At 68.4% G+C, this 11,085-nt stretch carries 11 protein-coding genes; 6 read left to right on the forward strand and 5 right to left on the reverse strand.

Translation table 11 applies throughout. The features are described 5' to 3' along the window. Window positions 1-119: 119 nt before the first annotated feature. Both ACGFJ2_RS27525 and ACGFJ2_RS27530 read left to right on the forward strand, forming a co-directional pair. Window positions 120-1,793 carry a hypothetical protein gene (locus ACGFJ2_RS27525; RefSeq protein WP_393472941.1) on the forward strand — a complete coding sequence of 558 codons (1,674 nt, stop codon included), beginning with the start codon at window positions 120-122 and terminating at the stop codon, window positions 1,791-1,793. After that, entirely contained in the window at window positions 1,790-2,830 is a 1,041-nt protein-coding gene (locus ACGFJ2_RS27530) for a hypothetical protein (protein ID WP_393472944.1), read from the forward strand. The genes ACGFJ2_RS27525 and ACGFJ2_RS27530 overlap by 4 nt, the downstream gene beginning before the upstream one ends. On the opposite strand, the gene ACGFJ2_RS27535 is transcribed toward ACGFJ2_RS27530, so the two are convergent. The 4 genes from ACGFJ2_RS27535 to ACGFJ2_RS27550 are packed head-to-tail and all read right to left on the reverse strand — an operon-like array spanning window position 2,815 to window position 6,647. Beyond that, a complete protein-coding gene (locus ACGFJ2_RS27535) occupies window positions 2,815-3,414 on the reverse strand; it encodes an ATP/GTP-binding protein (protein ID WP_393472947.1) in 600 nt (199 codons plus the stop codon). The two genes, ACGFJ2_RS27530 and ACGFJ2_RS27535, sit on opposite strands and share 16 nt — an antisense overlap. Beyond that, on the reverse strand, window positions 3,395-3,796 hold the full coding sequence (locus ACGFJ2_RS27540; RefSeq protein ID WP_357962295.1) for a DUF742 domain-containing protein: 402 nt from the start codon (window positions 3,794-3,796) through the stop codon (window positions 3,395-3,397). Before ACGFJ2_RS27540 ends, ACGFJ2_RS27535 begins: the two co-directional genes overlap by 20 nt. Next, a complete protein-coding gene (locus ACGFJ2_RS27545; RefSeq protein WP_357962292.1) occupies window positions 3,793-4,224 on the reverse strand; it encodes a roadblock/LC7 domain-containing protein in 432 nt (143 codons plus the stop codon). The genes ACGFJ2_RS27540 and ACGFJ2_RS27545 overlap by 4 nt, the downstream gene beginning before the upstream one ends. Then, window positions 4,221-6,647, reverse strand: a complete 2,427-nt coding sequence (locus tag ACGFJ2_RS27550) for a nitrate- and nitrite sensing domain-containing protein (protein ID WP_393472951.1) — start codon at window positions 6,645-6,647, stop codon at window positions 4,221-4,223. The genes ACGFJ2_RS27545 and ACGFJ2_RS27550 overlap by 4 nt, the downstream gene beginning before the upstream one ends. Before the next feature lie 335 nt (window positions 6,648-6,982). Here ACGFJ2_RS27550 and ACGFJ2_RS27555 point away from each other — a divergent pair, with 335 nt between their 5' ends. Then, window positions 6,983-7,567, forward strand: coding sequence for a hypothetical protein (locus ACGFJ2_RS27555; protein WP_393472954.1), 585 nt, complete (start codon window positions 6,983-6,985; stop codon window positions 7,565-7,567). Window positions 7,568-7,678: 111 nt separating this feature from the next. After that, window positions 7,679-8,161: a Pycsar system effector family protein gene (locus tag ACGFJ2_RS27560; RefSeq protein WP_393472957.1), complete on the forward strand. Its 483-nt coding sequence runs from the start codon at window positions 7,679-7,681 to the stop codon at window positions 8,159-8,161. Window positions 8,162-8,241: 80 nt separating this feature from the next. On the opposite strand, the gene ACGFJ2_RS27565 is transcribed toward ACGFJ2_RS27560, so the two are convergent. Beyond that, a complete protein-coding gene (locus ACGFJ2_RS27565; RefSeq protein WP_393472960.1) occupies window positions 8,242-8,715 on the reverse strand; it encodes a hypothetical protein in 474 nt (157 codons plus the stop codon). 289 nt (window positions 8,716-9,004) lie between these two features. Here ACGFJ2_RS27565 and ACGFJ2_RS27570 point away from each other — a divergent pair, with 289 nt between their 5' ends. Beyond that, window positions 9,005-10,372, forward strand: a complete 1,368-nt coding sequence (locus ACGFJ2_RS27570; RefSeq protein WP_393472963.1) for a phenylacetate--CoA ligase family protein — start codon at window positions 9,005-9,007, stop codon at window positions 10,370-10,372. Further along, on the forward strand, window positions 10,369-10,974 hold the full coding sequence (locus tag ACGFJ2_RS27575) for a TetR/AcrR family transcriptional regulator (RefSeq protein WP_393472966.1): 606 nt from the start codon (window positions 10,369-10,371) through the stop codon (window positions 10,972-10,974). Before ACGFJ2_RS27570 ends, ACGFJ2_RS27575 begins: the two co-directional genes overlap by 4 nt. The last annotated feature ends 111 nt before the right edge of the window (window positions 10,975-11,085 follow it).

Raw genomic sequence — 11,085 nt, forward strand, 5'->3', positions numbered from 1 at the left:
TCGCGGCAAGGATCACGTGATCCAGGGGCAAAGGTCACCCCGCCCGGTTGTCGGGTCTGGCAGGGTCGACGCGGCCGTGCTGATCGGGCGACGGGTACGGGTACGGGGTCGGGGAGAGCATGAACCTTGTGGGGGATGGCGAGCAGTTCGATCGGCTGCTCATCGCTGCGCGGGCGTATTGGGGACATCGCCCTCCTCGGGATGACAGCGGGCCACTGGTCGTGGCAGAGGCGTTCCATGAGGACATCAGGGTCATCGTGCGCAACCTGCTGGTGGCGAACGCGCTCTGCGATCTGTTGTCGGCCCGGCTGCTCGTGCTCACCGGCACGGACCCGGACTGGCGCGAGACGCTTTGGCAGGAGTACGACATCCAGCGGGTCCGGCGGCTGGCCGAGGCGTTCGGCGCCACCGAGGTGCTCGACGTGCACGGCCTCGTGGATCGCCGGCTGGCCGACCGAGGCGACAGCCCGGCGGAGGGAAGCGACTCCGAGACGCTGGCCGCCGTGGAGAAGGCGACGCTGATCCGGCTGGGCCGGGTGCCGCGACTGCCGGACAGCGAAGAGCCCTGGCATCAGTCGCGGCGCGCCCGTACCAGGGCCTTCTCCGCCGTCTACGACCGGCTGTTCGCCGAGCGGCCGCCCGCCGCGCTGGTCACCAGCCATGTCGACTACGACCAGTGGGGGCTGGCGGTCGACACGGCCATGCGCCGGGAGATCCCGGTCGTGCACGTACAGAGCACCGGGGCCCTGAAGGCGTATGCGCTCTTCCCGGAGCGCCGCAGAGGGCTCGGCACCTTCCGGGAGGAGCTGACCGGCCAGATCGGCGAGTTCTTCGAGGAGTACGTCTGGCCGCACCGGGACCTCATCAGGCCGAACGCCGAGCTCGTGGCCTGGCGGGCGAAGGTCAACCTGGGCCGGCCGAGCTGGTGGCGGGCCGGAAACGTGAGCGACTACGAAGTACGTACCGAGACCGAACGCCGCCAGCTCCGCCAGCACGCCTGCGAACGCCTCGGGATCGACCCGGACCTGCCCGTCTTCACCGTCTTCCACCATGCCGTCTCCGACGCGGTCGGCGCCAACAGGGAGCTGTTCGACGATCTGGCGCGCTGGTTCGAGGAGACCGCGGATTTCGCCGCCACGAACGACCGCGTGAGCTGGCTCTTCCTGGATCATCCGAGCCAGTTCCGGTATGACACGACCGGCCATTTCGCGGCCGTGGCGGCCCGCCATTCAGCGCATGAGCACATGGCCTTCATGCCCAGCCTGGCGCTGTCGAAGAACGCGCTGTGGAGCATGACCGACGTGGGCGTGACCGTGCGCGGGAGCGTCTCCAACGAGCTGCCCGCCTTCGGCATCCCCGTCATCCAGGCCGGCTGGTCCGAGTGGAGCGAATGCGGACTGTCGCACGTCGCCCGCACGCGGGACGACTATTGGCGGCTGCTCGGCGAGGCCGTCGCCAAGCACGCGAAGGGGGAGTCCATCTTGGGGACCGAGCAGCGGGAGCGGGCCCGGCTGTGGCTGTGGCTCTACCGCAGCGGGGCCGACGTGCCCTCGCCGGTGGTGCCGCACTGGGAGGTCGGGCAAGGCAACGAGTACCTGCACACGCTCGTCGCGGGCCTGCGGCACGTGGAGCGCGACGGCGACCCGCTCCACTGCGCGGTACGCAGGATGTGGGAGCGGCGTGATCCGCTGCTGTGCCGGTTCGACTTCCGGGATCCCCACGGGCTCACCACGGCCCTGACCGCTTCGCGGAGCGAGGCCACGGCTCTCACCGCTTCGAGGAGCGCGTCATGAGCGACTTGCTGACCGCCGGCACGGGCACCGACTTCGACCGGCTCGCCGTCCCCGCCGAGGCGCCGATCGGGATCATCAGCGGCCACGACGCGGCGCTGCAGGTGGCCGATCAGGTGCATCGGGGCGTACAGATCGTGGGCCGGTTCGAGCGCTCGGGACTGGCCGGATTCAAGGTGGCCGCCGCGGGCCGCCGGCTGCGGGTGACGGTCTCGCTGTCGGTTGACGCCGGCTCGGTACGCGGCTGGCACGAGGGGGAGCCGGAGCAGCCGGCGGAGGCCGTCAAGGGCCTGCCGCGGCTCATCCAGATCCGCTCCCAGGGGCGGTTGCGCCAGTGCGTGCTGCTGAAGGGCGGCGGTCACCTCAAGAAGAGCGTGGCCGTCTTCGACCTGCTGCCCGAGGAGATGCCGGACGACGGCCTGATCTGCGTCGAGGCGCTGGACATCATGGAGGGGCGCGGCATTTCCGGCGTACTCCGCGAAACCGTGGCGGGATCCGTCATGCATGACGGCGTGGCCGGGCTGCGCATCGACAGCGTGGACTTCATCGTGAGTCCGGCCGGGGAGCAGGCCACGGTCGCCGCCGAGCAGACGCGGGACGGCGTGCGCAGCGAGACCTCGTCCCTGATCAGCTGCGGCGGCTTCGCCGGTCGCCAGGGCACCCGCTCCCTCCGCTCCGGTCTGTTCATCGTCAACCCCGTACCACCGGGCGTCTTCGGCTCGGGAGGCGAGCTGACCATCCGCCTCAGCGGCAGGGCGGGCGGCACGGCCGGTCGGCGACTTCGCGCACTGATCCGGAAGGCCCGGCCCGGGGGCAATGGCTGGGCGCTCAAAGCGGCCGCGCCGACCGTACAGCGGATCGTGAGCTTTCAGGACGGCGAGTTGGTGGCGCCGGCCCAGTCCACGAGCGGCGCCATCACCGAGCTCCGGCTCCCCGCGCCCACGAACGCACCGACCCTCGTCGTCGTGACCGCCCAGAACGGTGCCGTGCCCAGCCTGCTGTCCACGACGTGGCGGCCGGGAGGTCAGGCCACGGGGTGAGCCGCGGCGCGGGACTGCGTGTCCATCAGGTGCTCGACGAGCGCCAGCAGGACATCGCGGCCCGCCGTCCGGTCGCGGGCGTCACAGAGCACCAGCGGCACCTGCGGATCGAGGTCGAGGGCCTTGCGGATCTCCTCCTGCGTCCGGTCCTTGACGCCGTGGAAGCAGTTGACGCCGACGATGAAGGGGATGCCGCGGCTCTCGAAGAAGTCGATCGAGGCGAAGCTGACGTCCAGCCGGCGGGTGTCGACCAGGACGACGGCGCCCATCGCGCCGTTGACGAGGTCGTTCCACATGAACCAGAAGCGCTCCTGTCCGGGCGTGCCGAACAGATAGAGGACGATTTCGCGGTTGATGGTGATGCGCCCGAAGTCCAGGGCGACGGTCGTGGTGGCCTTGCCGCCCACCCCTTCCAGATCGTCGACGCCGACGCTGGCATGGGTCAGGTACTCCTCGGTACGCAGGGGGGCGACCTCGCTCACCGCGCCGACCAGGGTCGTCTTGCCGACGCCGAAACCACCGGCGATAAGGATCTTCACCGCCAGGGGAGCGGTGTCCTTCTGGTCAGAGATTGCGTAGCCCATCCCGCACCGCCTCAAGAATTGTCATACCGGGAAGGCCACCCGCCTGCGCGAAGGCCAGCGGCGGCCGGGCCCGCACCTGACCGGCCTCGATCAGGTCGCCGATGAGGATCTTGGTCACCGACACCGGGAGGTCCAGCGCGGAGGCGACCTCGGCCACCGCCAGGGGCCGCGTACACAGAGCGAGGATGGTGCGGTGCTCCGGCTGCATCCTCCGCATGCCGTGTCCGGACTCCGAAGAGGCCGCCTCGGACAGTGCCGTCACCAAGGTGATCAGCGTAAGGTCGTCCCGCTCGGGGGTGGTTCGTCCGCCGGTGATCGTATAGGGGCGGACAAGGGGCTCATCGGCGGCATCGTCGTCGAAGCTCTCCGTCCAATGCCTCATCCGTGTCTCCCCGCGTCATCGGGTTCCGGGGCGCGCGTGTCGGTCCCCAGCTTCTGGCCGACCTGCTGGACCAGGGTGTGCATCGCGACGGCCATCAGCTCCGCGTCGACCTCCTGGGAGGCGACCACGGCCAGATGGGTGCCGCGGCCCGCCGCTGTGACGAACAGCCACAGGTCGGCCATCTCGATGATGACCTGGTGGACCGGGCCGCCGCTGAAGAGCTGTCCGACACCGCGAGCCAGGCTCTGCTGGCCGGTGGCGATCGCGGCGAGGCGTTCGGCGTCCGAGCGCTCGATGGTCCGGGAGCGGCTGACCACCAGGCCGTCGTCGGACAGCACGATGGCGTGCCGCGTACCCGCGACCTGATTGACCAGGCCGTCCAGGAGCCAGTCCAGGTCTGCGTCGGTGGCGGTGGTGCGCTGCGTCATCTTCGGTCTTCCGTCGTAGGGGAGCCGGGCTCGGGGGACCCGTCCGGCCGGGGCTGGAAGGCGTCGTCACCGGTCCGGCGCCGGCGGGACTGCCTCTGGAACGCACCGATCGTGGCACTGGATCGGCTGGGCTGCTCGCGTACTGCCCAGGTTTCCTGGTCGGTATCTTCATCCCTGTCCGCCGGGGCCTTCAACTCGGTGACCAGATTGGCCTGGCGCACCCGCTGGGGCAGCGGCGGACGCTCGGCGGACGGGGGCGCGTCGTCTCGATCCGGTGCTGTATTCCGTGCCGTATCCGATGCGGTTTCCGGCGCTGTTTCCGGTGCGGTTTCCGGTGCTGTGACGTAGGCCATCGCGCGTCCCCTGGAGCGGGTCGGCAGCGGCGCGTCGTCCTCGCGGGGCCGGACTTCCCGGGGGCGGGTGGGGACCTCCCTGGGCAGCGCGGTCGGTCCGGGTACCGCGCGGGGGCGGTCCACCACGAGCGGTTCCGGGAGCAGCACGATGACCCGGGTGCCGCCGAAGGCGGACGGCCGCAGCTCCACCTGGAGTCCGAGGCTCATGGCGAGCCGGGCGACCACGTACAGGCCGAGACGCACATCGTCGGCGTGCGTCATCACGTCGAGCTGCGGCGGCGACTTCAGCAGGGCGTTGGCGGCGGCGTACTGCGCGGGCTCCATGCCCAGGCCGCGGTCCTCGATCTCCACGGCGAGGCCCCGGCTGACCAGCGCGGCCCGTACCTCGACGGGGGTCATCGGCTTGGAGAAGGCGGTGGCGTTCTCCATCAGCTCCGCCAGGACGTGGACCAGCGGTCCGACCGCCCGCTCGGCCACCCAGGGATCGCCCTCGACCTCGATCGAGATCCGCCGGTAGTCCTGGACCTCACCCTGGGCGGCGCGCAGGACGTCGAGCAGGCGTACCGGCTTGCGCCAGCGGCGCTGCGGCTGGCCGCCGCCGAGGATCACCAGGTTCTCCTCGTAGCGGCGCAGGCGGGCGGTGAGGTGGTCGAGGTCGAACAGGCCCTCCAGCACTTCGGGGTCCTCGTGCTTGCGTTCCAGCTCGTCCAGCTTCTTCAGCTGAAGGCCGATGAGGATCTGGGTACGGCGGGCGATGCGCTGGAGCATGCGCTGGAAGCCACGGTGCTGTTCGGCCTGCCGTACGGCGGTGTAGACCGCGCTGCGGCTGGCCAGATTGAGGGCATGCCCGAGCTCGCCGAGCTCGTCGGGGGTGGGCTCGACCATGTGCACTTCGGCGTCCACGTCGACCTCCTCGCCACGCTCCAGCCGGGCGACCACGTCGGGCAGCCGCTCCTGGAGCTCCTGGGCCTCCTCGCGCAGATGGAGGATGCGCCGGCGCAGGATGCTGGTGAGGCGCCAGCTGGTGAAGATGACCAGGCCCAAGGCGAGCACGCCCACGGCGCTGACGCTGATGAAGATGATGAAGAGGGTGCCGGCGTGGGTGTAGCCGATCGTGGCGACGTTCTCGAGCCGGACTTGCAGGAGTTTCACCAGCTGCGGGGTGATCGTGTCCACCGAGGAGCGCCACGACGCGCTGATCTCGCGCAGCGCCACCTGGCCGCTCTCGCCGGTCCCGGAGGTGACCAGCCGCTCCTCCAGAGCGACCATGCTCTGCCACGCCTTGCCGGCCGTCAGCTTTCCGTACTGGCTCTCGTTCTCCAGGAGGCTGGGGGCCACCCGGGACTGCAGGAGGTACTCCTTGGTGCCGATGGCGTCGGCGACCAGGTCGTGCTCCTCCGCCGTCAGGCGCCCCTTCTCCCAGCCACGGGCCAGAATGGCGTCTTCGCGGCCGAGCATGTCGAGCACCCAGAAGAGGTCGACCAGCGTCTGCGCCTTGGTGTTCACCTCGCCGTGCTCGGTATGGCTGAGGACGGTCAGCAAGCCGAGGTCTGACTCCAGAACGCCGGTGTAGTACTCGAACGCCTTCTGCGCGCTGGACCACCCGGCGTCCACCGCCCGGCGCTGCTGGTCGAGGAGATCGAGGCCCCGTTCGGTACGGGCGACGGCCTGGGGGATCCCTTCCTGTCCTTTGCTGGTGTCCAGGGTCGCCAGCGGACGGAAGGCGGTCACCGCCTGGTCGGTCAGCACGCGCTGCTTGGCCAGCTTGTCGCGGGCGGCGCTACGCGGGTCGGCCTGCGCCTCCGCGGTGAGCAGCCGCTCCTGCCCAAGGTTGAAGAACAGGTTGGCCGCGGGCCTACCGGCGGTGGTGGTGGCCAGATCCATCTGGGCCTTCTCCGACTGCCACTGGGCGAACAGCTGGAACATCCCTGAAGCCAGCACCGGGGCAAAGGTGATGCTCGGTACGAAGACCACAATGATCAGTACGGTACGCAGGGGCAGTCGGCGGGTACCGGCCAGTCGCCGCGGCCGGCCGCTGGTCGACTCCGGTGCTCCGTCGCCATCGTCCACGGTTCCCGTACGTCGCCGCCCGACTCTGCCCAAACCAGCCACGTGCGGGCACTCTCCTTGCCGATCGGCGCGTCCATCGCAAAAATCGCCAAAGTAGGCGATTAGTGGCCTGATAGTAGCGATAGGGCAGTTGGCGTCGAAAGCCCCCGTTTCGCGGGCTGTGCCGCAGTGGAAGGCCATCGGCCGACCTGTACGTCAGGCGCCTCCTGACGTGCGTCCGGCTTGGAACCGTCGGGTCCGGGGTTCATCTGCGGAGGGCTCTGTGCAGGGCTGCCGGTCGGTCGAAAGGATGCTTGGCATCATGAGTGGAATGACTCTCCATAGCATGTGAGAACATGTCATGTTTTGAGTGGTTTGAGGCGGGCCGATCGCTGCAAGGCGAGCATTTGCTCTTTGCCGAGACGCTCCGCGCCCGAGCAGCGCACTGGACGGAGCATCATGACACCTGGCTCGCGTTTTGGGATAGCGACGGTCGGCTGGTTGCCGGGCTTTACCTCGACGACGACAGCGCGAACCAGACTCTGCTCTGTGTAGGCGTCCACCTGCTCGGCAACGCGCTGCAGGCCGACGAGCTGCACAATCAGCTCAGCACCCTTCCTGAGAGACCGACGAGCCTCGCCATGACGACGACGGGGCCGATCGAGGTCATGGCCAACCGGGCCGCCGACTGGTTCGAATCAGTCCTTCAACGTCCTGTCGACCGCTGGGAGTGGACTCATCGCGGGCAGGTGTACGCCTACGCGTACGTGTTCGCCGACACCACCGAAGGACTCTCCCAGATGTTCAACAAGGAACTGGCTCCTTGGGGTCTGAAGTGGCGGCTTGCGCGACGGGGGTATGTCTCACCGAAGGGATGGGTTGAGGTTCGAGGAATCGGAGAACCGGACCGGGTCATCCCTATTCGCGGCATTCGCTCATAGTCAGCCCCATCGGCCCACGATCCCGATGGAAAGGACCCGCCCACCATGAACCACGAACCAGCTACATCCGGCGGCCACTCCGAAGGGGACAGTGGTGCGCAGCATGCGTCCATGTCCCCGTTCCTCAGGGATCGGCTCGACGCCGCCACCACCGCGGCCCGCGCCGAGCTGATCAGCGCCAGTGAGAAGAGGGCCGGCCTCCTGCTGTCCTGGGCGGGCGTCGCGTACGGCGTGATGGTCACCCTCATCCTCACCGGTCCGGCCCAATTCCCGGGAGTCGGGCGCTTCGGCGTCATCCTGGCGCTGATCCTGCTGTCCGCGGCGGTCCTGCTGATCCTGATCACCATCCGCCCACCGTCGCCCCAACAGGGCGGGCAGAGAATCCTCCTCTACGCCGAGGAGCCCACGCCAGAAGCCCTGATCGAGCGGATGAACACCGAGACCAGGGACTACGAGCTGTTCCTGGCCACCGACGCCCTGAGGATCGCGCGGATCGCGCGCACCAAACACCGCAATCTGCGCTGGTCCGTCAACCTGATCGTCACCGGCATCACGGTCATGACGATCATGGTCTTCCTGGAGCGCCTGTTCTAACACGGGAGGACGCGTCTGGCCACGCCGTACAACCACAGCCGGGCCTCATCGCCCGTGGGTACGTCGGCGATCAAGTCCGCCTAAGTGGCGAACACGCTGGCAAAGAACCCGATCACCGCGAATACCACTGCGATTACGATCGCCCAAATCAAGGTGATGCCCATCAGGGACAGTACGAAGGTATGCATTCCCGCGATAGCTGCGTTGAGGAGGATGACGATAAAGTCGGAGATTACTAGCTCTTCCCAGGACTTGAAGACCAGAAAGCTGGAGATCAGGCCAGTGATGATGGTCAGAGCCACCACTCCGGCCGCGCCCCAAAAACCGGAAGAAGAAGAGTCGGCCTCGGCGGATTCTTGGCCACCGACCTTTGGCGAGTATTGCGTGACCGTGACCACCGGAGTGGCCCCTTGGCCGCCATCGGCGACTTCCTTGTCGTGCTCGAACGCGAAAACGGCGACGACCACGCCGACGATCGCCACGACAAGGGCCAGAACGGCGGCGACTTCGGCGTAGACAGTGAGCCGCCGTGGCTTGGCAGGTTCATCCGCCATGCTTGTCCTCGCAACGGGGAGAGCGATCCAGAGCTAACACTCTAACGAGGCACCACGCGGAGATGCCCCTGTTGGCAGGCGACGCAGGGTTGGCGGCACCTGGGCGTCCGTCGCGTACGACCGCCGTGGTGATCGCCCTGACGCCCGTCGCTCTCGCGCCCGCGTACGGCTGACCGACCGCACTGCGCCCGCCGGGCGGCTCGGCCCCGACCTGCCTCGCTGTGACCATCTGGACGGTAAAATATGTCACACAACTAACTTTTGACAGCAATGTGACAGAATATTCGGCATGAAGGAGAGCGTTCCACGGCTGCTGCAAGACGCACGCCGCACCAGAAGGCACCACGAGTGGGCGACAGTCCAGCGACGGCGGCTCGCCGAGATCGTCGAGCACGCCCGCACCCACTCGCCCTACTACCGGGACCTCTACAGCGGCCTGCCTCCCCGCGTCGACGACTCCGCATCGCTGCCGGTCACCGACAAGAAGGCGCTGATGGCGCACTACGACCGTTGGGCCACCGACCGCGAAGTAACGCTGGCCCGGGCGCGCGCCTTCGCCGCGGATCCGCAACTGGTAGGTGGACGGTTCCTCGACCGATACCTGCTGGTCACCACCTCGGGCACCACCGGAAACCCCGCGATCTTCGTCAAGGACGATCGGGACATCGCCGTCAACTACGCCCTCAGCATGCGGATGATGAGCTCCTGGCTGGACCTCGCCGATATCACCCGGATCGTGGCAGGCGGCGGACGGATGGCCATCGTGGCCGCGACGAACGGCCATTTCCTGGTCTCGGCCGGCGCCGCCCGCATGCGCGCACACCGGCTACAGCGCAAGACCATCCGTCTCTTCTCCGTGCACACCCCGCTGGACGCACTGGTCGAGGCGCTCAACGAGTTCCGCCCCGCTCTCCTGCTCGGGTACGGCAGCGTCCTCAACATGCTCGCCGCCGAGCAAGAGTCTGGACGGCTGCACATCGCGCCGGTGGTGGTCGAACCCGCGGGCGAGACGCTGACCAGCGGCGACTACGCGCGGATGGCCCGCGCCTTCGATGCCAAGGTGCGCGACACCTACGGCGCCAGCGAGTGTCCCTTCCTCACCGAGGGCTGCGCGCACGGCTGGTATCACGTCAACAGCGACTGGGCCCTGGTCGAACCGGTTGAAGCCGACCATTCCCCGACCCCGCCGGGCAGGCAGTCCCACACCGTTCTGGTGACCAATCTGGCCAACCGCGTACAGCCGATCCTGCGCTACGACCTCGGCGACAGCGTCTTGCAACGGCCTGACCCGTGCCCATGCGGCAACCCCCTGCCGGCCATACAGGTGCAGGGACGCGTGGCCAACGTGCTCACGTTCGCCACCGGGCGGGGCGAGGTCGTCATCGCGCCGTTGATGCTCAACACGCTCGTGGATCGTACGCCTGGCGTACAGCTGTACCAGATCGTCCAAACCAGCCCGGCGAGCCTGCGCATACGACTGCGGCCCTCGCCTGGGGCGGACCCGGAAACGGTGTGGCAGGCGGTGCGTGACGGGATCGGCGGTCTGCTCGCCGACCACAAGCTGGACCATGTCATCCTGGAACGCGCTGAGGAGCCGCCGCGGCAATCCCCCGGCGGAAAGTATCGGGCGGTCATCCCGCTGAAGGATTTCGCATGATGTCAGATTCCGAGCAGCCCGGACTGCGGGAGCGCAAGAAGGCCGGCACCCGCGCCGCCATTCAGCGGCACGCGCTGCGCCTGTTCCGTGAGCAGGGTTACGACGCCACCAGCGTCGAGCAGATCGCCCAGGCGGCCGACGTCTCGCACCGGACGGTGTTCCGCTACTTCCCGACCAAGGAAGCGCTGGTCACCCTCGATGACTATGACGACCTCATCGCCGAGGCGTGCGCGGCCCAGCCGCCGGAACTCGGCCCGGTGCCGGCGCTGCGCAACGCCTTCCGGACCGTGTTCACCGACCTGACCGACGCGGACGTGACCGCGAAGCGGGAGCGCCAGGCGCTGGTGCTCAGCGTCCCCTCGCTGTGGGCGGCCAGCCTCGCCAACATCACCAACACCAAGCAGACGCTCACCGAACTGGTCGCAACCAGGCTCGACCGTCCGCAACACGACGACCGAGTACGGGCCGTCGCCGGCGCGGTGTTCGGCATTTTGCTGTCGGTCTGGCTGGACTGGGCCAAGAACCCGGAGCTGGACGCCCCGGCGGCGTTGGACAGCGCGCTCGCCCATCTAGAGAGCTCTCGGACTCCTGACGATCGGTGAGATCAGGGCCTGGATCGGGCGTGTCCGTTAGAAGCGTGAACGCGTCCGGCTCGCGGAAGCCGACCAGGCCGGCTCGATGTGAGGATCAAGACATCCGCTCGCGGCAGTCGC

It is taken from the genome of Nonomuraea sp. NPDC049028 (genome assembly GCF_043197735.1).
Classification (GTDB): Bacteria; Actinomycetota; Actinomycetes; order Streptosporangiales; family Streptosporangiaceae; genus Nonomuraea.

Coding starts and splice junctions, on each gene's coding strand:
- ACGFJ2_RS27525 (WP_393472941.1), top strand. CDS start 120: ATGAACCTTGTGGGGGATGGCGAGCAGTTCGATCGGCTGCTCATCGCT.
- ACGFJ2_RS27530 (WP_393472944.1), top strand. CDS start 1,790: ATGAGCGACTTGCTGACCGCCGGCACGGGCACCGACTTCGACCGGCTC.
- ACGFJ2_RS27535 (WP_393472947.1), bottom strand. CDS start 3,414: ATGGGCTACGCAATCTCTGACCAGAAGGACACCGCTCCCCTGGCGGTG.
- ACGFJ2_RS27540 (WP_357962295.1), bottom strand. CDS start 3,796: ATGAGGCATTGGACGGAGAGCTTCGACGACGATGCCGCCGATGAGCCC.
- ACGFJ2_RS27545 (WP_357962292.1), bottom strand. CDS start 4,224: ATGACGCAGCGCACCACCGCCACCGACGCAGACCTGGACTGGCTCCTG.
- ACGFJ2_RS27555 (WP_393472954.1), top strand. CDS start 6,983: ATGTCATGTTTTGAGTGGTTTGAGGCGGGCCGATCGCTGCAAGGCGAG.
- ACGFJ2_RS27560 (WP_393472957.1), top strand. CDS start 7,679: ATGTCCCCGTTCCTCAGGGATCGGCTCGACGCCGCCACCACCGCGGCC.
- ACGFJ2_RS27565 (WP_393472960.1), bottom strand. CDS start 8,715: ATGGCGGATGAACCTGCCAAGCCACGGCGGCTCACTGTCTACGCCGAA.
- ACGFJ2_RS27570 (WP_393472963.1), top strand. CDS start 9,005: ATGAAGGAGAGCGTTCCACGGCTGCTGCAAGACGCACGCCGCACCAGA.
- ACGFJ2_RS27575 (WP_393472966.1), top strand. CDS start 10,369: ATGATGTCAGATTCCGAGCAGCCCGGACTGCGGGAGCGCAAGAAGGCC.